21 protein-coding genes and 1 pseudogene are annotated in these 23,826 nt (G+C 41.6%); 20 read left to right on the forward strand and 2 right to left on the reverse strand.

Annotated features, from left to right (window positions below; all coding sequences use genetic code 11):
• Positions 1–69: 69 nt before the first annotated feature.
• The 19 genes and pseudogenes from C510_RS17905 to C510_RS17850 all read left to right on the forward strand — a co-directional run.
• A pseudogene (locus C510_RS17905) lies at positions 70–1,147 on the forward strand (IS66 family transposase); the annotation flags it as partial.
• A gap of 289 nt (positions 1,148–1,436) precedes the next feature.
• Positions 1,437–2,465 (forward strand): EpsG family protein, encoded by a 1,029-nt coding sequence (locus C510_RS0106005; RefSeq protein WP_162160994.1) that lies wholly within the window; start codon positions 1,437–1,439, stop codon positions 2,463–2,465.
• Between the two features lie 7 nt (positions 2,466–2,472).
• Positions 2,473–3,447, forward strand: coding sequence for a glycosyltransferase (locus C510_RS0106010; protein ID WP_018710437.1), 975 nt, complete (start codon positions 2,473–2,475; stop codon positions 3,445–3,447).
• Positions 3,444–4,970: a lipopolysaccharide biosynthesis protein gene (locus tag C510_RS0106015; RefSeq protein WP_018710438.1), complete on the forward strand. Its 1,527-nt coding sequence runs from the start codon at positions 3,444–3,446 to the stop codon at positions 4,968–4,970. Before C510_RS0106010 ends, C510_RS0106015 begins: the two co-directional genes overlap by 4 nt.
• Complete coding sequence (locus tag C510_RS0106020; protein ID WP_018710439.1) at positions 4,967–5,776, forward strand: acyltransferase; 810 nt, start codon at positions 4,967–4,969, stop codon at positions 5,774–5,776. The genes C510_RS0106015 and C510_RS0106020 overlap by 4 nt, the downstream gene beginning before the upstream one ends.
• Before the next feature lie 24 nt (positions 5,777–5,800).
• A complete protein-coding gene (locus tag C510_RS0106025) occupies positions 5,801–6,514 on the forward strand; it encodes a glycosyltransferase family 32 protein (protein WP_018710440.1) in 714 nt (237 codons plus the stop codon).
• A 4-nt stretch (positions 6,515–6,518) separates the two neighbouring features.
• Entirely contained in the window at positions 6,519–7,217 is a 699-nt protein-coding gene (locus C510_RS0106030; RefSeq protein WP_018710441.1) for an acyltransferase, read from the forward strand.
• 9 nt (positions 7,218–7,226) lie between these two features.
• Positions 7,227–7,973 (forward strand): glycosyltransferase family 2 protein, encoded by a 747-nt coding sequence (locus C510_RS16165; RefSeq protein WP_018710442.1) that lies wholly within the window; start codon positions 7,227–7,229, stop codon positions 7,971–7,973.
• Positions 7,973–9,010, forward strand: coding sequence for a glycosyltransferase (locus C510_RS0106040; protein ID WP_018710443.1), 1,038 nt, complete (start codon positions 7,973–7,975; stop codon positions 9,008–9,010). The genes C510_RS16165 and C510_RS0106040 overlap by 1 nt, the downstream gene beginning before the upstream one ends.
• A gap of 5 nt (positions 9,011–9,015) precedes the next feature.
• Positions 9,016–10,140 (forward strand): glycosyltransferase, encoded by a 1,125-nt coding sequence (locus tag C510_RS0106045; RefSeq protein ID WP_018710444.1) that lies wholly within the window; start codon positions 9,016–9,018, stop codon positions 10,138–10,140.
• Between the two features lie 13 nt (positions 10,141–10,153).
• Positions 10,154–11,200, forward strand: coding sequence for a mannose-1-phosphate guanylyltransferase (locus tag C510_RS0106050; RefSeq protein WP_025893066.1), 1,047 nt, complete (start codon positions 10,154–10,156; stop codon positions 11,198–11,200).
• A 17-nt stretch (positions 11,201–11,217) separates the two neighbouring features.
• Positions 11,218–12,363, forward strand: coding sequence for a dTDP-glucose 4,6-dehydratase (locus C510_RS0106055; RefSeq protein WP_018710446.1), 1,146 nt, complete (start codon positions 11,218–11,220; stop codon positions 12,361–12,363).
• A 127-nt stretch (positions 12,364–12,490) separates the two neighbouring features.
• Positions 12,491–12,820, forward strand: a complete 330-nt coding sequence (locus tag C510_RS0106060) for an L-rhamnose mutarotase (protein ID WP_018710447.1) — start codon at positions 12,491–12,493, stop codon at positions 12,818–12,820.
• Positions 12,821–13,052: 232 nt separating this feature from the next.
• Complete coding sequence (locus C510_RS0106065) at positions 13,053–15,896, forward strand: bifunctional fucokinase/fucose-1-phosphate guanylyltransferase (RefSeq protein ID WP_026320122.1); 2,844 nt, start codon at positions 13,053–13,055, stop codon at positions 15,894–15,896.
• A gap of 171 nt (positions 15,897–16,067) precedes the next feature.
• The gene (locus C510_RS0106070) at positions 16,068–17,291 is read left to right on the forward strand and encodes a sugar MFS transporter (protein WP_018710449.1); all 1,224 of its coding nucleotides are present in this window, start codon (positions 16,068–16,070) and stop codon (positions 17,289–17,291) included.
• Positions 17,292–17,528: 237 nt separating this feature from the next.
• The gene (locus tag C510_RS0106075; RefSeq protein ID WP_018710450.1) at positions 17,529–19,016 is read left to right on the forward strand and encodes a capsule assembly Wzi family protein; all 1,488 of its coding nucleotides are present in this window, start codon (positions 17,529–17,531) and stop codon (positions 19,014–19,016) included.
• Positions 19,013–19,462, forward strand: a complete 450-nt coding sequence (locus tag C510_RS0106080) for a lipocalin-like domain-containing protein (protein ID WP_018710451.1) — start codon at positions 19,013–19,015, stop codon at positions 19,460–19,462. Before C510_RS0106075 ends, C510_RS0106080 begins: the two co-directional genes overlap by 4 nt.
• 51 nt (positions 19,463–19,513) lie before the next feature.
• Positions 19,514–20,563 carry a mannose-1-phosphate guanylyltransferase gene (locus C510_RS0106085; protein WP_040366053.1) on the forward strand — a complete coding sequence of 350 codons (1,050 nt, stop codon included), beginning with the start codon at positions 19,514–19,516 and terminating at the stop codon, positions 20,561–20,563.
• 250 nt (positions 20,564–20,813) lie between these two features.
• A complete protein-coding gene (locus tag C510_RS17850; protein WP_081621819.1) occupies positions 20,814–21,131 on the forward strand; it encodes a phage tail protein in 318 nt (105 codons plus the stop codon).
• Here the strand turns inward: C510_RS17850 and C510_RS0106090 are convergent.
• Both C510_RS0106090 and C510_RS0106095 read right to left on the reverse strand, forming a co-directional pair.
• A complete protein-coding gene (locus C510_RS0106090; protein ID WP_018710453.1) occupies positions 21,070–21,645 on the reverse strand; it encodes a hypothetical protein in 576 nt (191 codons plus the stop codon). The genes C510_RS17850 and C510_RS0106090 overlap by 62 nt on opposite strands.
• A complete protein-coding gene (locus C510_RS0106095) occupies positions 21,645–22,916 on the reverse strand; it encodes an AAA family ATPase (protein WP_018710454.1) in 1,272 nt (423 codons plus the stop codon). The genes C510_RS0106090 and C510_RS0106095 overlap by 1 nt, the downstream gene beginning before the upstream one ends.
• A 445-nt stretch (positions 22,917–23,361) precedes the next feature.
• On the opposite strand from C510_RS0106095, the gene C510_RS0106105 reads away from it, so the two are divergent.
• The coding region (locus C510_RS0106105; RefSeq protein ID WP_018710456.1) for a PD-(D/E)XK nuclease family transposase at positions 23,362–23,826 on the forward strand (465 nt) is incomplete at its 3' end.

The following is a 23,826-nucleotide window of genomic DNA, read 5'->3' on the forward strand; positions in this document are numbered from 1 at the left end:
AATGCCTACTACCTTCATGAGAAGTCCTTCATAAAGGGTTATAAGTTCATGAAAATAGAGCGTAAGGACGAAAAACCGTATAGAAAAGGAATGAGATACAACAAGGAATGTGTAGGCACTCCGATAATACATAAGTCCGATTATACAATGCTTCCTGAGGGGTCTGTAGTGATATCATCAAGCTATCGTAAAATAAGAAATATCGTGAGCCATATTGAGGAACATCACTTTGAAGTGCTTAAGGTAAAGCATGCCGACGGCAGGATTGAAAGCATGTTCCTTCCCATGAAAGATGACGCCCGGGCTGACATCTACAATGAGATTGTACCGGGTACAAGCATTACGGCAAACATGCTCTCGTATCTTATGTTCAACCGCTTCCAGATGTCAACGCCAGCATACAGGGAGGCAAAGAACCGTCTGTCGGATATGGACTGGAACACTTCTGTGCAGAACCTGCTGAACTGGGCCGACAAAGGTGCCATGCAACTCAATAAGCTGATACCTGCCCTCAAGAAGATTGCCCTTCAGGACGGTGCCAATCCCCCCTTATATGTATCTTGACAATGAACTTATGGATATAGAGCATCTCTGTTGTCTGGCTCATGCAAGGGCAAAGTTCAAGTATGCCTACGACCAGGGAAGCCCGCAGGCAAGAATCTTCCTTGAGCTGATAGCAAAATTATACGGAATGGAAGAAACTTACCGCCGGGAAAAACTCACAGCAGACGAGATTTACCGCAGAAGGAACTGTAAGGAAACGACAGAAATCATCGATAAGATAAGGACGGAACTTTATGATTTGCTGGCAAATCCGGATGAGAGTCGAAGCGAGCTTATGGGCAAGGCCCTTAACTATCTGAAGAACTTCTGGAATCAGATCTTCGCCTACAGAAATGACGGAGAATACTCCATAGACAATATGGCGGCGGAAAGAGCGATAAGACCAATCACTGTCCAACGAAAGAACAGTCTGTTCTTCGGAAGCGTGAAAGGAATACAGAACTCCGCAATCTATAATACCTTTATAGAAACATGCAAACAGGCAGGAGTCTCCTTCAGGGATTACTTCTGCAGGCTGCTCAGAGAATTAAAAAAGGGAAGAACGGATTACGAAAACCTCCTTCCCATGACAATATGCAAATAATAATCGTTAAATTTGTGGATTCTTTTTTAGACGGGTGCCGACTGGCGCCCGTCTAAAAGGGGCTACCCTAAAATTGGAAACTTACAATACTTCTAATATGATAAGTCTATTATTAAGTGCATCTAAAAATCAGAACTAATAAAAACAATTCTTTTTTCTAAGAAACCTTATAATTATGTATTTTCAAGAGCCCAATTTGATATTTTTTCTACTATACAATTTTATGTTAGTATCCTTAAGCATAATAGGCCAACAAATAAATTTACACAAAAAACATTATTGGGCATATATGAGTATAGCAATCTTAATATTTAGTCTCACCGAAGGATTAAGATGGGGAAGAGGTACTGATTTCAATAATTATTATTTAGCCTATCAAGAAATTTCTAAATACAAGTTTAATACAGACTTTGAACCATTTTTTACTTTTCTAGTTTTAGCATGCAACTATTTAAGTCTTGATTATCAATCATTTGTATTTTTACTTAGCTTTATCCTAATTTTATCAGCGACCATATTTTTACAGAATCATAAAGATTACCTAATCTACTCTTTGCCTTTACTTGCATTCTATCTATTTTTAGCAGAAAATCTAATGAGATGGTTTCTGGCATTTTCATTTATTTTAATATCATTATATTATTTAGAAAGGAAAAAATATCTATTATATATAGTTGTAAGTATATTAGCATTCCTTACACATTACGCAAGTATCATACCTATTATCTTTATTTTCATCATTTTCCATATAAAAAAAATAATATTCCCCCCATTAGTAGCTTTAAGTATCTTTTGTATACTTCTACTGACTTTCAAACCAAATTCAATGGCATTTATCGCAGAGCTCATACAACAAATCCAAATAGCGAACCGATTTAGTGGATATCAGCAAGACGCAGAATCCTGGTTCACTGGTGAAAATTTAGATATGGGGAGACTTTCTCTATCATACATATTAAACTGTATATATACTATTGTGGTAGGATATAAAGTCTTCCACCATACTACTAAGCGTAATGAAATCTATATTTATAACTTAGCATTAATTGGTTCCATTTTAGCTCCAGCATTAAATCAAATTGAACTTTTTATGAGAATAAACTTTTTATTCTATATATTTCAATTTTATATCATTGCTCATTGCTTCTATCACGTTTTAAATAAAAAGAAAAAAATTTCTTGGCCGTATAAACTATTCACATGGATAGTTCTACTGAATTTTATAAAAATGACTGTTATTTCTATGCCTTTTAAAGAAAGCCCAGATAGCCTTTTATTTATCTGGGATTCAAATGGAAAAAGCATGATCAATAATTAATCAAAGTATGGAAGCAGGTATTAGCATTATTATTTGTTGTTATAATAGCGAAAAAATTATAAGTAGATGTCTTCAGCATCTTTTTGATCAAGAGACAAAACCGGATTTAAAATGGGAAATAATTTTAGTCACCAACAATTGCACAGATAATACAGAAAAAGTCGCAAGAGAACTGTTTGAAAAACATCCACATATTCAATCTAAAATTATAGTAGAGAATAAAGCTGGATTAGCTTATGCAAGAATAAAAGGCATACAAGAAGCTCAATATAGTTATATTATCTTTTGTGATGATGACAATTTACTTTACAGAAATTATATACAGAATGCATTTTCCATAATAAACAATGATAATAGAATTGGTGCATGTGGTGGAATGGGTATAGGAGAATTTGAGATAACCCCTCCAGCCATCATACAAAAAATGCAAAACTGTTATGCATTAGGAAGTCAAAAAAATAATATAGCTTTCCTTTATGGTGCCGGAATTTGTATAAGAAAAAGCATTTATGAACAAATCATACACAATAATTATCCATTATTTTTAACCGGACGAAAAGGAAATCTGTTATTAGCTGGAGATGATTCCGAGATTTGTAGATGGATTATATTATTAGGGTATAAACTAAAAGCTTCAGATGATTTAAAATTCATCCATGTTCTCCCCCAGAAAAGATTAAGTATTGCATATTTTAAGAAAATGTTAGAGGGTTTTGGATATGCAGCTCCAATTCTAAAAATCTACGATTTAAATATAAAACATCAACATTTTTTTATCATCTACTTACATTTTATTAACGCGATTATATCTTTTATAAAGGCAGCTATAATTTATGCAATAAATGCACACCTCTATGGAAATATGTATTTCCAATACAGTATATTAAAAGGATATTGCTATTGGGGAAACAAACATCTAAAAAAAATCTTCAAACAGATACATTTAATTACAAGTTCTGAGAAATTGACAAACTTTCAATGAATACGAACAAACAACTAGCAATAAATATTATTGCTCAGCTAATTGCTTTTGGAATACAAATTGGTATAAGTTTTTTCTTAACACCTTTTATTGTCAAATCATTAGGAGCTGCAGCATATGGATTTGTTGGTTTAGCTAATAATATAATTAGCTATACGACGCTAATAACCATTGCTCTAAATTCAATGGCAGGAAGATTTATCACTATAAGCGTTCATCAGAATAACATAGAAAAGGCTAACATATATTTCTCATCTGTATTCTTCTCAAATTTATTAATAAGCATTTTCTTATTCATTATTTCAACAATCTTAATTTATTATTTAGAAGTTTGTATAAATATACCAGCTAATTTAATATGGGATACAAAAGCATTATTTGCCTTATTATTACTAAACTCCATAATTGGTCTTGTTACCAATGTTTATGCTGTTTCAACTTTCATACGAAATAGATTAGAACTCAATTCCATACGTACTATTATAGGAAATATCAGTAGAGCTATTTTACTGATAGTTCTATTTTCATTTTTTGTTCCACATGTCTGGTATTTAGGTATATCCGCTCTGATATACACAATTTATATAGGATACTATAACTATAGATATACTAAAGAATTGACCCCGGAACTCCATTTGTCCATAAGAAAATACAATAAAAAAGCCGTAAAAGAACTTATACGGGCAGGAGCATGGAATCTAATCTCAAAATTAAGTGACATATTGTCACAAGGATTTGACCTTTTACTTGCCAATCTATTTATCAGTGCTACAGCTATGGGCATATTGTCTATTACTAAAACAATACCTATAGTCATTTTATCAGTATTTGCACTTCTTTCTAGCTGTTTTGCCCCAGAATGGACTGAACTATATGCTAAGAAACAAATTGATAAATTAAAAGATGAATTACTTAAATCCATACGTATACTAGGAATATTCTCTTCTATTCCACTAACTATTCTATATGTATATGGTGATGTTTTCTATAAATTGTGGATTCCTGGGGAAAATAATAACTTATTATATACACTTACAATTGCATCTACTATCGGGATGGTATGTGGTTTACCCCAAGAAAGTCTTTGGAATATTTTTACAATCACAAATCAAGTAAAAAAATCATCATTAAATCTGCTCTACAACAGTATAATTATAATTATTATTGTCCTTATAGGAATTTATTCTGTAGAATCTGATACAGCCAAACTTTTTATTTTGGCATCAACTCGTACAATAGTGGGATTAATAAGAGTACTAACTTTCCTGCCTATTTATGGAGCCAAGTGCTTAGGTTTAAGGTCAACTATTTTTTACCGTCCTATTATAATAAATATTTTATCTATTCTAATACTAAGTTTCTTCTCTTTTCTAATAAAAAACTATTTATTAGAAGATAATTGGATATCACTTTGTATCAGCATTATACTAACAACAGTTTTAGGAATTATCATTAACTCATATTTAGTATTAACACCAGCTGATCGTAATTTTTTATGGAAAAAAATACAATCAAAATTATGATGAAACGTTTTATCAAACTCTTTTCGATAAGATTTTATATCGAATTATTATCAAAAAACTGGTTTAATTTACCAGAAACTATATTTGTTAATTTTTATTTTCTTCCATTTAAGCAAGCAATACGATTACCAATCTGGATTTATGGGAATGTCCGACTTATTAAATTAGATGGTAAAATCAAAATTGAATCTTCTAAGATATCAAGCAAAATGATTACCATAAATTGTACAAACGAATCACCTTGCAATTCTAACGGTAATACAGAAGTCATTCTTAATTCTGGAACTCTTATTTTTAAAGGAAAAGCTCAAATAGGTTGTGGATGCAGAATCTTAGTATATAATAATGGCGAAATTATTTTCGGAGAACATTTCAGAATGAACAATCAAAACAGTTTAAGTTCATGCAATAGACTTCAATTTGAAAAAATGGTCGTTCTTGGACACCAAAATCAAATATATGATACGGACTTTCATTTTATAGCTTCAAATCATGGATATGCATATAACTCTTCCAAACCGGTATTATTAGGTGCTTATACATTTATAAGTAATAGGGTTACTATTACAAAAGGAGTAACATTACCTCCCTATACTATTGTTAGTGCTAACAGCTTAGTGAATAAAACCCTCTCCATAGAAAGTGGCAATATCATTGGAGGAATACCGGCAAAACTTTTAGCACAAGATTTTTACCGTATCCGTAATATTAAGGTCGAAGCCTCACTATATAAATATTTCAAAAATCATCCTAATGAAAAAGGGATTCAATTAACCGAGGAATTTAATACATGGACTAATTATTAATTAAATTTGCATTTTTAGATAAATATGATACCCAAAATCATTCATTATTGTTGGCTAAGCGGAGATCCTTATCCAGAAAAAATTAAATATTGCATTGAGAGTTGGAAAAAATTTCTACCCGACTATGAATTAATACTATGGGATTTAAATCGTTTTGATATAAATAGCTCAATATGGGTAAAAGAAGCTTTTGAAGTAAAAAAGTATGCTTTTGCTGCAGATTATATCCGATTGTATGCCTTATACAATTATGGTGGAATATATCTCGATACAGACGTTGAAGTTTTACGCTCTTTCGATTCTTTATTAGATTTACCTTATTTTATTGGAAAAGAGAACACGCCACATGGAATAGAGGCAGCAGTTTTAGGAGCCGAAAAAGGTATAAATTGGATAAAAGACTGTTTGGACTATTATCAAAACAAACATTTCAATTTAGGATTAGGAAAATTTGAGACACAAGTTTTACCAGCAATAATGCTTAATATTATATCACAAAAACATGAGATTATAGATATAAAAGCAAAAGAAGAAATAGAGAATAATTATAATATTCCTAATAAAATATTCCGTTTTCCAGTAGACTATTTCAGTCCTATGACATGGGATACACACGAACTTAATATTACAAGCAATACATATGCCATACATCACTTTGCAGGTACATGGAAAAAAAATAAAACAAGATTAGAGAAAATAAGAGAAGTCATAAAAAGAATTATTTACCTAACAAAATAAGAATATGATGTATTTATTTATCCTCCTCCTAATTATAGCTAAGCGATTATTATTTTTAATAATCTTTTCTCCTCTTATTTTTATTTATTTCAAAAAAAAGAAGGATTCCACCCCAAAAGATGGAAAACATGGAAACGATAGAAACAATACATTAAAAAAGAAAATCATCAGATATTACTCTGGATTTGTTAGATATTATTTATTACAGACTTCTCTATTCCCTTCACATCATATCAGAAATATGATTTACAAAAAAATATGTATAATGAATATATCTCCCAAATCCGTAATCTACTATGGTGCAGAAATTAGAGAACCATATAATATCACAATTGGCACAGGCAGCATTATCGGAGATAAAGCAATCTTAGATGGAAGAAATAAAATCATAATTGGTAACAATGTTAACTTAAGTTCTAATGTCCAAATATGGACAGAACAACACGACCATCGTGACCCTGAATTTAGATGTAGTCCAAATAAAAAACCTGTAATCATAAAAGATAGAGTATGGATTGGCCCTAATAGCATTATTCTTCATAGCGTTACAATTGGAGAAGGTGCCGTTATTGCAGCAGGTTCCATTGTTACAAAAGATGTCGCTCCATATACTATCGTTGCTGGTATACCAGCTCAAAAAATCAACCATAGAAATACAAATTTACACTATTCTTTTACAGGAGAATATATTCCATTTTTATAATACCAAAATATGCTATTTTCAATTATTACAATATCATTCAATGCAGAAAAAGAAATCGAATCGACTATCAAATCTGTGATAGAACAAAGTTATAATGACTTTGAATATATTATTATTGATGGTAATAGTACAGATAATACTATAGATATCATAAGAAAATACGAAAAAAATATCTCTTATTGGCAAAGTGAACCTGATACAGGTATATATAATGCCATGAATAAAGGAATACAATACGCTAACGGAGAATGGATTCTCTTTATGAATGCAGGAGATACATTTGCAAATAATCACATCCTAGAAAAAGTAAGTAAGAGTATTTTAGGGAATCACAAAAAATTTGAAATCATATACGGAGACGTATATAAAAAAAAATCGAACAATATATACTTATATAAAGCCGAGAAATTATCCCTATTAACATATAGAATGCCATTTTCACATCAAAGTTGCTTTATCAAAAAAGAAATATTAAAGAATATTAGATTTAACGAAAAATACCGAATAGCCGCAGATTTTAATCTCATTAGATATCTATATCTAAAAAACTATACCTTCTATTATTTACCGATTCCTTTCAGCATTTTTGACCTAGATGGAGTTTCCTCCAAACAATTCAGATCTGCCACCAAAGAAAATAATAAAATAATAAAAGAAACCAAAAGCCCCATATATCCATTAGATTATATAATAAATAATCTTCGATATGTACTTATCACAACAAAACAAATTATAACCAATATAATTAAACGGTAATGATACCAAATAGAATTATTCAAATTTGTAATAATAGCGGAAGTATCTCAGATGGAATAGGACACTTCTCTTATAATTTGGCTTTAGAATTTAAAAAGCATATTGACGGGAAAAAACTGAAAACATATTCAGTCGAATCTGGGAATACAAGTTTCCTAAATAAAATATTTTCTCTTAAAATGACTCGCATGATATATAAAATATCTGATATACAAGAAAATGATATTATTATCATAGAGTATCCATTTGCAGAGATAAACCCATTAGTTTTATTTGCTATAAAACGACTCTCAAACATATGCAACAAAAAACATGCCATATTAATAATCTCATTACACGAATATTTTAGAGTTAATTTTTTCAGAAGATTTATTATTAATCAAATTATAAAATATTCAAAATTCTTTCTTGTAACTGATGAGAAAACAAAATCATATTTGGAAAGTAAAAATAAGATAGCAAATATCAGAGATATTCCAAGTAATATTATATGTGATCAGAATGAGGAAGGAACAAAATCTAATACACATTTTATATATCTTGGTTTAATAAACAAGACTAAAGCATTTAAAGAGATGCTAGAAGGATGGAAGATTTTCAATAATAATCGAGAATATTATTTAACTATCATATCAAGTTCTGATTTTGAAAATACATATGAAGATTACAATGTACAATTCAAGAAAAAATTAACTAATGAAGAAATATATAAAGAATTTTCCAATGCATTATTTTGCATACTTCCAATAAGGCCATCTATTTCCATCAATAATGCAACTTATAAAACATGTATAGATAGGAGTTGTATTCCTATTGGATTATTTGACCCTAACTTATCTCAACAAGATTTTATTATACAATTAAAAGCATATACCCCTACTGAATTTGCCAATGGATTGAAAAAAGCTACTCTACTAACTGAATCAGAGATTAAAGCCAAACTTAACTCACTTAACAACATAAGCACGCCAACATTTTCAAAAACAGCACAACAATACTTAAATGCTATCAATCATTTCCTCCAAAATAACAATTAATATTTATGAAAAAGATATTACACATTTCTAAATATTACTATCCTTACAAAGGTGGTACAGAAGTTGTTTGCCAAGACATAGCAGAAGGTCTCCCTGCTTATCAAAATAAGATCATCTGTTTTAATAATGAGAACAAAGATAAAATAGACATTATCAATGGAATTGAAGTAATAAGATGTGGAACGTTTATAAAAATAGCAAGTCAACCTTTATCTTTTTCCTATTTTAAAAAATTAAAAGAAATCATTCAATCATGGCAACCTGATGCTATACACTTCCACCATCCCAATCCATTCGTGGCTCTACTTATTTTAAGCCTAATACCCTCTAATACAAAACTGATAGTTCATTGGCATTTAGATATCTTCAAACAAAAATTTTTGTATTTTTTTATAAAATCACAAGAGCATAGACTTCTAGAAAGAGCTAATACTATAATTGTAACTAGTCCTAATTATAGAGATAACTCCATACCTTTAAGAGACTTCATATCTAAAACTATCATTATCAATAATGGAATAGATATAAACAGGTTTAAAATTAGAGAAGGCGACAACGAACACATAACTACACTCAAACAAAAATATAATAACGCTCCTATAATATTTTTTGTTGGTAGACATGTTCCATACAAAGGACTTAAATACTTGATTGAAGCTGAAAAATATATACAAAACAACTGTGCTATCATTATAGCAGGGGAAGGGCCATTAACCCCACAATTAAAGCAGCAAACAAAATCTAATCGAGTTTTTTTTATTGGGAAAATTTCCGAAGATGAACTAAAATGCTATATGTATGCAGCTGATATTTTTGCATTTCCTTCCATTACAAAAAATGAAGCTTTTGGATTAGCCCTTGCAGAAGGTATGTTTTGTAATGCTGTTCCTGTTACTTTTAAGATTACAGGTTCTGGAGTTAATTACGTATCATTAAATGGAATAACAGGAATAGAAGTAGAAAACAGTAATTCTATAGAATACGCTAAAGCTATTGATACAATTTTATCAAATGAGGAATTAAAAAAACAATATGCTAAAGCTGCTCATGATAGAGTATTGAAATTATTCACAACAAGCCAAGAGCAAATTGCGGCACAAAACCTATACAACAAACTTTTTCACAAATAAAAGGTTTAATAATATGCAAAATCATGTAGTTATCATGGCCGGAGGAATTGGAAGCCGATTTTGGCCTATGAGTACTCCTGAATACCCCAAACAATTTATTGATGTAATGGGATGCGGAAAATCATTGATACAACTCACTGTAGAACGCTTTTTACCGCTTTGCTCAATACAGAATTTCTGGGTAGTTACCAGCGAAAAATATACAAACATCATAAAAGAACAATTACCGGAATTGCCGGAAAGCCATATCTTAGCAGAACCTGAAGCACGAAACACTGCTCCTTGCATAGCTTATGCTTGCTGGAAAATAAAAAAGGAATACCCACAAGCTAACATTGTGGTTACTCCATCGGATGCCTTGGTTATAAATACAACGGAATTTGCACGTTGCATTGACATAGCATTGAAGAAAACAGCTGAGTCATCTTCCATAGTAACGTTAGGTATAAAACCCAACAGACCCGAAACAGGTTATGGATATATAGCTGCTCAAGGAATAACTGACACAAACGGTATCTGTAAAGTGGAAGCATTCAAAGAGAAGCCCAATAAGGAAACAGCTATAAAATATGTAGCAGCAGGAAACTATTTTTGGAATGCAGGAATATTTGTATGGAATGTAAATACTATAACCAAAGCAATCCGGACGTATGCTTCGCAAATAGCCGGAGTAATGGATGAACTGGAGCCTGCCTTGTTTACAGAAATGGAACAACAAGAGTTGAAACGTCTTTTCCCTACCTGTGAAAAGATTTCCATCGACTATGCCGTAATGGAAAAGGCTACAGATATTTATGTGTTGCCAGCTGAATTCGGATGGAGTGATTTAGGAAGTTGGGGTTCACTACACACGTTGTTACCACAAGATAAAAATGGAAATGCGGCTGTGGGGCAAAATGTGAAACTTTTTGATTGCAAAAACTGTGTGATACATACGGCAGACGAACGAAAAGTAGTGTTAGAAGGCCTGGACGGCTATATAGTAGCAGAAAGAAACGGACAACTATTAATTTGCCGTCTGTCAGAAGAACAACGTATCAAAGAGTTTTCGCAAGCATAACAGCAAAGAAAATATTCATGACTACATTCAAACGTAACATACTGATTACCGGCGGTGCCGGATTTATTGGCAGCCACGTGGTGCGCCTGTTCGTGAACAAGTATCCGGAGTACCGTATCATCAACCTGGACAAGCTGACGTATGCGGGGAACCTGGCGAACCTGAAGGACATTGAGAACCAGCCCAACTATGTGTTCATTAAAGCGGACATCTGCGACTACGAGAAGATGCAGGAGCTGATGGAGCTGTATCACGTGGACGGCATCATTCACCTGGCGGCGGAGAGTCACGTGGACCGCAGCATCAAGGATCCGTTTACCTTTGCACGCACCAACGTGATGGGTACGCTGTCGCTGCTGCAGGCGGCCAAGGTGTACTGGGAAGGTCTGCCGGAGAAGTATGAGGGCAAGCGTTTCTATCATATCTCTACCGACGAGGTGTACGGGGCACTGGAGATGACGCATCCGGAGGGTATCGAGCCGCCGTTTACTACCACGGCTTCGTCGGCGGAACATCACCTGGCGTACGGGAAGGATTTCTTCTACGAGGATACGAAGTACAACCCGCACAGCCCCTACTCTGCCAGCAAGGCGAGCAGCGACCACTTTGTGCGGGCGTTTCACGACACGTACGGCATGCCGACCATCGTGACGAACTGCTCGAACAACTACGGGCCGTATCAGTTCCCGGAGAAGCTGATTCCGCTGTTCATCAACAACATCCGTCACCGCAAGCCGCTGCCGGTGTATGGCAAGGGGGAAAACGTGCGCGACTGGCTGTATGTGGAGGATCATGCACGGGCCATCGACGTGATTTTCCATAACGGCAAGACGGCGGAGACGTATAACATAGGCGGTTTCAATGAGTGGAAGAACATTGACATCATCAAGGTGGTGATTAACACGGTGGACCGTCTGTTGGGCCGCAAGGAGGGTGAAGACATGGACCTGATTACCTACGTGACCGACCGTCTGGGCCACGACATGCGTTATGCCATCGACTCTACGAAGCTGCAGAAGGAACTGGGGTGGGAACCGAGCCTGCAGTTTGAGGAAGGTATTGAAAAGACGGTTCGCTGGTACCTGGACAACCAGGAATGGATGGATAATGTAACTTCTGGAGATTATCAGAAATATTATGAGAGTATGTACTCTTCCAAATAATTAAAAGTTAACAATTTAAGCGAGGCAACTGTTTGCAACGATAACCTCGTAAAGCAAAACCATAGAAAGTGCCTGTTCTCCCCAATGGGAATCAAGGCACTTTCCCCATTTTTAACCCCTTAATTTTATGCAACGTTTTTGCCAAACCATGGATCTGTATGACGATCCGGAACTGATAGCTGCCTATGTGGCCGAACATGACCATGTATGGGAAGAAGTAAAAGAAGGTTTCCGTACCGTAGGAATTCTGGATATGCAGATTTACCTTTACGGGACACGGCTCTTCATGATTATGGACACCACCGACGAATTCGATTTCGAACGGGACTATACCCGGCTGGGTACCCTGCCCCGCCAGGCGGAATGGGAAGCCCACATGGCCAAATTCCAGAAGGCCCGACCGGAAGATTCTCCGCACGAAAAATGGAAACTGATGAAACGGATATTTAAGCTGTAAGACAATTAATAATTAATAATTAAAAATGAATAATTAAAAACGGGTATATACTACTGTTCCGTTATTCATTGATCATTGTTCATTATTCATTATTCATTATTCATTATTCATTATTCATTATTCATTATTCATTATTCATTATTCATTATTCATTGACCATTATTCATTATTCATTGTTCATTGTTCATTTTTCATTATTCATTATTCATTAATCATTGATCATTAAACCAAGATGAAAAAGCTATTATCGCTTCCGCCGAACCTGGTGGAATGTTTTCATGATATAACCCACGCAGACCGGAACGAATGGTTCTGCACCTCGGACCCCATCGGACACAAGCTGGGTTCGGGAGGAGGGACCACCTGGCTGCTGCAGGCCTGTATGGCTCACGAAGGGGCCACGGATGCTTCAGAATGGCTGTCCCGTGAAAAACGTATCCTGCTGCACGCGGGCGGACAGAGCCGGCGCCTGCCTGCCTACGCACCCTCGGGCAAAATCCTGACCCCGATACCGGTGTACCGTTGGGGACGCGGACAACGGCTCACCCAGAACCTGCTCTCGCTACAGCTGCCGCTTTACCAGCAGATGATGGAGAAGGCTCCCGACAGCCTGCACACGATGATTGTAAGCGGAGACATCCTGGTACGTGCAGGAAAGCCGTTGCAGTCCATTCCGGAAGCGGATGTGGTGTGCTACGGACTTTGGGTAGACCCGAGCCTGGCCAAGAACCACGGGGTATTCGTGATGAACCGGCAGACACCGGAGAGACTGGACTACATGCTCCAGAAACCGAGCGTAGAGACGCTGGGCGAACTGATGCAGCACTCCTACTTCCTGATGGACATCGGGGTATGGCTGCTGAGTGACCGGGCGGTGGAACTGATCATGAGACGTTCCACCCGAAACGGGGAAACGGGCTACTACGACATGTACTCGGAGTTCGGTCCTGCCCTGGGCGAACATCCGCAGCAAACGGACGAAGAGGTAAACCGCCTGAGCGTAGCCATCCTGCCCCTGCCGGACGGTGAGTTCTACCACTACGGCACGAGCCGGGAGATGATTTCGTCGACCCTGGCGGTGCAGAACCTGGTTGTGGACCAGCGGGAAATCAGCCTGCACAAGGTGAAGCCACATCCGGCCATGTTCACCCAGAACGCGGAAATCCAAATCGAACTGAAACCGGAGAATTCGGAACTGTGGGTGGAAAACAGCTTCATCGGCAAGGAATGGAGGCTGAACCACCGGAACATCGTTACCGGAGTACCGGTAAACAACTGGAGACTGGAGGTACCTGCCGGAGTGTGCATCGATGTGGTTCCGCTGGGAGAAACGGACTATGTAGCCCGTCCCTACGGATTCAACGACGCTTTCAAGGGCAGCCTGACAGACGAAACAGTCAGTTACCTGGGACATCCCGTCACGGAATGGCTGGCTGAACGAGGCCTGCAGACAACTGACATAGAAGGGACAAACGACCTGCAGGCGGCCCGTATCTTCCCGGTATGCCACACGGTAGAGGAACTGGGCAAGGCGCTGCAATGGATGGTGAACGACCCCACCGACGCGGAAGGACGTGCCGTCTGGGTACAGGCACGCAAGCTGTCGGCCGACGAGATTTCGGCCTACGCCAACCTGCGCCGGCTGACCGCCCAACGGGAGAGTTTCCGTGACGCCAACTGGACAGCGCTGGCCAGAAACTGGCAACGCAGCGTATTTTACCAGCTGAACCTGCAGGAGGCGGCAGAACAGTTTGCCGGACACAGCCTGCCTCTACCGGAGGAACTGCCCCGGGAGGCTCCACTGATGACACGGGTCGGCGACGCGATGTTCCGTGCCCGCACCCTGGAACTGCAAGGGAAGACAGAAGAGGCCCAACGGCAGGAAGCACAGGCTTTCGGACAGATGCGCGAAGGACTGCTGGAGCAGGCTTACCACCGCCAGTCTCCAAGGCTGTCGGTCTACGCCGACCAGATTGTCTGGGGGCGGAGCCCGGTACGGATTGACCTGGCAGGCGGATGGACGGACACACCTCCCTACTGCCTGAACGAGGGCGGAAACGTCATCAACCTGGCCATCACCCTGAACGGACAGCCCCCACTACAGGTTTATATCAAGCCGAATAAAGAACAATATCATATCATCCTGCGTTCCATAGACCTGGGGGCCATGGAAGCAGTGACTACCTACGAAGAGCTGAGACACTTCAACGTGGTAGGCTCGCCGTTCTCCATACCGAAGGCGGCACTTGCCCTGGCAGGCTTCCATCCGGATTTCTGCCGCGAACGGTATGCCTCATTGGAGGAACAGCTGAAGGCTTTCGGCTGCGGACTGGAGGTGACCCTGCTCTCCGCCATTCCGGCGGGTTCCGGTCTGGGAACCAGCTCCATTCTGGCAGCTACCATGCTGGGAGCCGTAAACGATTTCTGCGGACTGGGATGGGACAAACAGGAGATAGGCAACCGCACCCTGGTACTGGAACAGCTGCTTACCACCGGTGGCGGCTGGCAGGACCAGTACGGAGGCATCCTGCCGGGCATCAAGCTGCTGCAGACGGAAAGCGGCTGGAAACAGACTCCGCTGGTACGCTGGCTGCCCGAACACCTGTTCACGGACAGCGAATACCGCAAGTGCCACCTGCTGTACTACACGGGGCTGACCCGTACGGCCAAGGGTATCCTGGCGGAAATCGTAAAGGGAATGTTCCTGAACAGCACGGAACACCTGGAACTGCTGCGACAGATGAAGCAGCATGCCCTGGACATGCACGACGCCATCCAACGGAACAGTTACGAAGAAATGGCAAGGCTGGTGGGTGTAAGCTGGAAACAGAACCAGGCGCTGGACAGCGGAACGAACCCGCCTGCCGTACAGGCTGTCATCGACCGCATCGCAGACCTGTGCTATGGATACAAGCTGCCGGGAGCCGGCGGAGGAGGATATCTGTACATGGCGGCCAAAGACGAAGAAGCGGCGGCCCGCATCCGCAGAATCCTGAACGAGAACCGGCCCAACGACAAGGCCCGTTTCGTGGAGATGGCTCTTTCGGGAAGAGGACTGGAGGTGAGCAGAAGCTGAAGTTCAATGAATAATTAAAAATGAAAAATTAAAAACGAGTTTTGGGACGAGGAGACAGATGGTTTCGGACGGCAAGCCCCGCCCCTACGGTATTCAATTAAAAGTTAATAGTTAAAAGTTAAAAACGAGTTTTTTGAGGTATTTATTCTTGAAAGGCTCAATTAAAAAAATATGGAAAAGAAAACACAGTTGGTGCATTTGAAAGACGGGACAAGTCTGCTGGTGCCCTTCATTCTTATAACCAGTCTTTTCTTCCTGTGGGGATTTGCCCACAGTATTCTGGATGTACTGAACAAGCACTTTCAGGATGCGCTGGGGATTACGAAAACCAAATCGGCCCTGGTACAGGCGGTGGTATACGGCGGATATTTCCTGATGGCGCTGCCTGCCGGTGCCATCATTAGACGCTGGGGCTACCGCACAGGCGTACTGACGGGACTTCTGCTCTATGGAACGGGAGCACTGCTGTTCATTCCGGGGGGCTCGCTGCAGTCCTTCGGTTTCTTCCTGTTCTCGCTCTTCGTCATCGGTTGCGGACTGACCTGTCTGGAAACAGCTGCCAATCCGTATGTCACGGTGCTGGGAGAACCGGCCGCGGCCGAACGGCGTATCAACCTGGCCCAGGCCTTCAACGGACTGGGGTGGATTTGCGGACCGCTGGTGGGGGGATTTTTTCTCTTTGCCGAAAACAGTGAAAGCAATATCAGCCTGCCATACGCCATCATCGGTGTAGTGGTGCTGCTGGTGGCACTGGTCTTCTCACGCATCAGACTGCCGGAAATCAACCCACAGGTTACAAAGGACCCGGAAAAGAAAGCGACCGGAGAAAACCACCGGACTGACTTATGGAAACAGCAGAACTTTACGTACGGACTGATTACCCTCTTCCTCTATGTAGCGGCCCAGACAGGTATCAACAGTTTCTTTATTAACTACGCAACCGAACAGGCGGGCATTTCGGCCCACGAGGCTTCTATCTGGCTATCGTTCGGCGGCATGGGACTCTTCATGCTGGGACGTATGGGAGGAAGCTGGCTGATGGGATACCTGCAACCGGAAAAATTGCTGGCTCTCTGTGCAAGCGGAGCTACCCTTGCCATGCTGGCCGTCATTTTCCTTTCGGGGGAAATGGGACTGTCGGGCTTCTTCCTCTGTTTCCTGTGCGAGTCCATCATGTTCCCGACTATCTTTGCCCTGGCTATCCGGGGACTGGACGAACAGACCAAACGGGCTTCTTCGTTTCTGATTATGTCCATTGTGGGCGGGGCTGTCGCTCCGGTACTGATGGGTTACATCGCCGACACAACGACCATGGCACTGGGATTTATCGTACCGCTGGTCTGCTTCGTGGAAATTGGCTGCTTCGCAATGGGATATAAGAGAGTTAAAAGTTAATAGTTAAAAATTAAAAGTTAATAGTTTAAACGGGGAGGTTGTCTACAACCAAACCTCGTGTAATGATACTCCAAAAGGTGTCTGCACCCTGAAAAACGGGGTTCAGGCACTTTTTACAGTTTAAAAGAGCAAGCCATGAAGTGGCTCGGCACAGTCCAAACCAGAAAACTGTGCATCCTATTTGTCTCTGCACCCGACTTTCGCTATCTTTGCATACGGAATACAAAATATATCCCAATGAATCTTTACAAGACACTATTACTATCTATATTAGCGGTACCGGCAGCCGCACAACAGCCGGAACAGACACTGACCTACCGGGCCGAAGCGGCAGTGACCGTTTCGAACGGGGAATATGCGCCCCTCTGGCTGACAGCCAACCGCTATGGCATGACGAGCAACGAAAGCAAGAACGCTTACCTGCGGGCCGGCATCGCCTGGAACAAAACGCTGAAACATGACTGGCGGATAGCGGCCGGACTGGACCTGGCGGGAGGAAAGAACCTGACCTCGAACTTCTGGATACAACAGGCTTATGCCGACATCTCGTGGAAAAAACTGACCTTGAGCCTGGGAAGCAAGGAACGCAGCGGATTTCCGCTGGAGAAGAACGAACAACTGACCAGCGGATGGATGGTGGAGGGACCGAACGCCCGACCGGTACCCCAGATACGGGCCGAAATCAAGGAATATCTGGACATTCCCGGACTGGGACACTGGCTGGCCCTGAAAGGACACCTGGCCTACGGATGGTTTACGGACGGAAACTGGCAGGAGGACTTTGCCGGAACGAACCAACTGTATGCAAAGAAAATAAAATACCACAGCAAGTCATTAATGTTCCGCCTGGGAAACCGGGAAAAACTGCCGCTGGAATTCGAGTTCGGTCTGCTGATGGCGACGCAGTTCGGCGGTGACCAGTACCGGAAACTGGAGGATGGAAGCAGCAAGCTGGTAACAGACATGCCGGACGGACTGAAATCTTACTGGAAGGCCTTCTTCCCTACTGCCGGCGGAGAGGATGCTCCGGCAGGAGAGCAGGTGAACGTAGAGGGAAACATGCTGGGAAGCTGGAACTTTTCCCTGAACTATTATTGCAGCGACTGGATCATCAAGGCGCAGCTGGAGCATTACTTCGAAGACCACTCGCAGATGTTCTGGGAATACGGACGCTGGAAGGACGGCCAACTGGGAATAGAAATCACACCACCCCGGAACCGGTGGATTACCAGTGTGCTTTGGGAAGGACTGAGCACCAAGGATTCTTCGGGACCGATTCTGTACGACGGATTCTGGGGCTCGTTCGATGACCTGCAGATGAGCGGAGGAGACAGCTACTACAACCATTACATCTACCAGGCATGGCAACACCACGGACAGGGCATGGGGAATCCGCTGTTACCCGGTCCGCTCTACAACAGCGACGGCAGCATCACCTTCAAGAGCAACCGCATGAAGGGACAGCACATCGGTATCTGCGGAGACCCTACATCAGCATGGAACTGGAGAATTTTGGCTTCGTATACCCGATACTGGGGAACCTATGCGGCTCCGCTGGACAAGGTACGCAAGCAGTTCAACGGACTGGCGGAAGTGACTTACAGCCCACAGTGGGCCAAAGGCTGGAAAGTCAGCGTTGCCGCCGCATTGGACAGAGGAAACTACCTGGGCAACAGCACCGGGGGAATGATTACACTTAGCAAGACAGGAGGATTCGGATTATGAAAAGATGCTTGATACCGGTATTGGCCGGACTATGGCTCATTCTGGGAATGAGCGGATGCCAGAAGGCTCCGATAAACAGTGACATCGAAGGACAATGGATACTGAAGCAGTTCACCATCCGCGAAACGGACGAAACGGTAACCTGCGAACGGCTGTACTACAGCATCACCCGGATGGTAACGGAGGTGGCCGAAAAGCAGGGACCGAACGGATACGGCGCTTACATCGGACGGACGGAATACCGGAACAACGAGACGCAGCTGGTGGTGAAGGATTTCAAGGTAAGACAATCTACCGGCGACAGCGGAGAGAATGCTCCGGTGGAGAAACTCCGTCCCTTCGGCATCGACAACCAGGCGGAAACGGTGTTCGATGTGGTTCACTGCAACGGCAAGACGATGACGCTGGAATCGGACTATGCCCGGCTGGAGCTGGAGAAATTCTGAGTTCCAATGAATTTATATAGGATTAATGACTGAAAACTCAAATCAAAGAATATGAAGCATCATCACATCGTAATTATGGCGGGCGGAATCGGCAGCCGGTTCTGGCCCATGAGTACCCCCACTTACCCGAAACAGTTTATCGACGTGATGGGGGTGGGCAAATCGCTGATTCAGCTTACGGTGGACCGCTTCGGCGGTATCTGTCCGCCCGAGAACTTCTGGGTGGTGACCTCGGAAGCCTACAAGGACATCGTACGGAAACAGCTGCCGGACATCCCGGAACAGCACATCCTGACGGAACCGGAGGCCCGGAACACGGCCCCCTGCATCGCCTACGCCAGCTGGAAAATCCGGCAGCAGGACGCGGAGGCGAACATCGTGGTGACGCCTTCGGACGCTCTGGTAATTGATACGGAGGAGTTCAGACGAAACATCCGGCAGGCCTTGGACTTTACGGAGCATTCGGACAGCATCGTGACTCTGGGAATCTGCCCTACCCGACCGGAAACGGGGTACGGCTACATCTGCGCGGGCGAGAAACTGGAAGGCAGCGAGATACGCCGGGTAGACTCTTTCCGTGAAAAGCCGAATCTGGAAACGGCCCAGCAATACCTGGCTGCAGGAAACTACCTGTGGAACGCGGGTATCTTTGTATGGAACGTGAAAACGATTACGGCTGCCCTGCGGAAGCATGCGCCGCAGATAGCGGAGGTGATGGATGAACTGGCTCCGAGCCTGTACACGAAAAAGGAGGCGGAGGAACTGAAACGGCTCTTCCCTACCTGCGAGAAGATTTCCATCGACTATGCGGTGATGGAGAAGGCGAAGAGTATCTATGTGCTGCCGGCGGACTTCGGCTGGAGCGACCTGGGAAGCTGGGGCTCCCTGCACACGCTGCTTCCTGCGGACGACCGGCATAACACGGCGGTGGGCAATGACATCCGGATGTTCGACTGCCGGAACTGCATCGTACATACTCAGGACGAGAAGCAGGTGGTGATAGAAGGGCTGGACGGTTACATCGTGGCGGAGAAGGACGGCAGGCTGCTGGTATGCCGGCTGAAAAACGAACAGTTGATCAAGGAACTGGTTAAGAGTTAAGAGTTAAAAGTTAAAAGTTAAAAGCTAAAAGCTTGATTAACAGTTAAAAGGTAAAAGCGAATGGGCAGGACGGGTGTTTCATCGGGGTGTTTCCGGGGAATACCCGTTCTGCAGTTCCAAGAATGTCTGTCCAATCCTCATCTTTATTGAAGTGACCTATACCTGTTTCTATAAAAGACAACGGCAAACATTTGTTTTTTCCGCAAAAAACAGTAACTTGCGGTCACTATGATACACAAGCTAAAATAGTATGGCAGATAATGGAACAGCACAGAGTGCAAGCACACAGGCATGGCCTTTGCCCAGTTTTTATTTCAAGGTGTCTATCTCGAATGTAGGGGACATTTCGTGCAGTGAGGTTTCGGGACTGGAAACGGAATTCGAAGAAATAACCTATCGTGCGGGTGACAGTCCGGTATTCACCAAACTGAGAATGCCTCTTACTTGCTGGAAGAAAATATCCAGGTCAAAGTCAATGGAATCCTTGGAGGACGGAACGATGAGTTTCAGTCCATATTACTCAAAAGTTCTATCTCATTATCAAAATGCAATGGGACTAAGGTATTAGAAGCAAAATCCATCGCTTTAGTAATTTCTACAGCATTGTTGCGAGGAAAAGTTTCTGCCACAACAATATGACAGCCTATATTCATTTTATTTTTAAAATCTATTCCTACGGCACTTAAATTTGCCTCAAAAAGATCCATTGTCGATTTTAACTGGGAAATCGCCTTATCATAAGTATCGGAAACAGCCTTGTCGGAATTACCTTCCGCATTTGTCTTGAACTCAATAAAATGAAAATCGCCCGTGTTAAAGACAGCCGCATCAGCTATCTCTCTGTTTGTAATCAGTCTGTTGTCAATAGCCAAAAGCACGACTTCGGAAGATGACAGGTTTATCACCTTGCATTTCTTGTCTTCACTTGCATGCTCAACTATCACCGTACATTTACTTTCAGGACTGTCTTCTATAAAAAACTCGGTAGCAGTAGTAACCGTAATGCAATCTTCCACTTTTTGTTTATATCCCTTGAATGCATAACACAACTTTAAATTCCGCACAGACTGAGGTATTTCCATTAGTGATTGTCCTTTAACGATTTAACATACAATTTATATAGCTTACCGAATTCCTGACCTATGATGGATGATGTCGTATCCAGATAATTCTGATCGATAGTATTTGTATTGACATTCATGATATCTCTACAATATTCCTTCTCATCGCCAAGTGCATACGCCGCCACCGTTCCCGGCCGGAGATGGTATACCTCAGGCAATATGTTTCCTACCTCGTCTTTATATTTCTCATATCCGGCAATCTTACCTGCCAGTAGTGATATATTTATGGCCGACAGAAGATACGGACTGTGTGTCGTAATAATACAAGTGGAACCTTTTGCATTATTTTTGCCAATAATGTATCTCAGCGTGTACAGTTGATTATCAGGAAAAAGGTTCTGTTCCGGTTCCTCAATGACATATCCGCCGTAGATACTTTTGTCAATACAGTAATCCAGAACCATCAGCATTGGCAACAAAGACTGAACGCCCGAGGAACATTCTGTAAGGGGTAACAGCCTGTCAGTACCGTTTATTAATAGCCCTTCACTATTTCCTTCACATTTGTAGGTTATGCCAAGTGAAGGTATATGATACACAGGATATTCCTTCTTGGCTTTTTCGAAATAACTTATGTAATTCAAAAGTTTATCCTGCAATGGAAGGCCTGCAACTTTCATGTTCGCCCATGTCCCGGCGAAAGAAGCCATCAGATTTCTTTCAGCAGGAATATATAACTTTGCACCCATATTGCTGAAAACCGACTGTATGAGATTCAACCTGTTTTGAATTTCCAGATAATTCTGCAGATACGATTTGAACTGGTCTTGAAACGGTTGCTGATTATCCTTCTCAGCTTCATTCTGGCTCATTGTCAGTTTCTGGATATCAAGCAAATCTGATTGTGAAATTTCAGCAAATTTCCTGGCACTATCCTCAAACCACGAAGAAAAAACAGGCTGTAGTTCTTCTGGTGAAGACTTGCCCTTATATGATAAAGAGAACTTCTTCTTGTCATATACTATGTGTGTCTCTTCATTCATAAATTCAAGACAGGTATCCTCATTGAAATAATTATGAATTCCGAATTTTATAAATGCTTCTAGGCTACTTTCATTCTTTTCAGAAAGTATGGACATATACCATAACTTATCCTGAAATATTGAAAGCAATTTAGCGATTGTACTCTTCCCTGTACCTTGGCCTCCAATGAATACAAGAAATGGTTTTAATTCTACCGTTGCATCCTTAACAGGGCCAAAATTTCTTATTTTCAAGTAATTGTCCATAGCTGCTTTTCTGTATATTATTCCGTCTGGTCACTATTAAAGTCTTTCGAGAATGTCCGAAACATTCAATCTTTCGGAAACAAAAATAGCACTAATTCCCCATATATCCAAATGACTCTCTTTATATATAGCCCTATTTCCTCCATACAAGTGCATATTCCGGTGGATACCCGTTCAGCATTTCCAGAGCATACCCATTCACTCCCTCAGACGGCAACAGATACGACACATTGATTGACGAACAAGCCGTCAGATTGCAATTTGACGGGACGGGATTTCTTCCGGAAGAAAAATCCGGACCTCAGGCAACAGAGAATGACGGGACGACAAAGTGTCCGCACTCCGGGAAACGGGGTTCGGGCACTTTCGTCATTTTCAGCATTTCCGCTTGTTTTTTCTGCCGAAAAACGTATCTTTGTGAAAACGAAACAGAAAAGGAGGACACATGAGGAACGAGGAACTGACCTGCGGACACTTCGTAAATCCGTTTACCGACATCGGATTCAAGATTATCTTCGGACAACCGGCCAGCAAAGAACTGCTCATCACGCTGCTGAACGAACTGCTGGCAGGGGAACACCAGATAGAAAACCTGACCCTGCTGGACAAGGAGAACCACTCCGACAGCATAGCGGACGCAGGCATCATCTACGACCTGTACTGCCTGACTACTACGGGAGAGTACATCATCGTGGAGATGCAGAACCGCTTCCACAGCAATTTTCTGGACCGTACGCTGTTCTACATGTGCCGCGCCATAGGCAGACAGGTGGAGAACATCCGCGAGAAACGAAAAAAGGAACGTGAACTCCGCACCGATGAGCCGATGACCGAGGAAGAAAACGACCTTATGCTCCGCGAAGAGAAAGCGGATTACTACGGAGCCAGATACAAGCTCTCTACCGTATAC

This window comes from Phocaeicola barnesiae DSM 18169 = JCM 13652 (assembly GCF_000374585.1).
In the GTDB taxonomy this organism is placed as follows: domain Bacteria; phylum Bacteroidota; class Bacteroidia; order Bacteroidales; family Bacteroidaceae; genus Phocaeicola; species Phocaeicola barnesiae.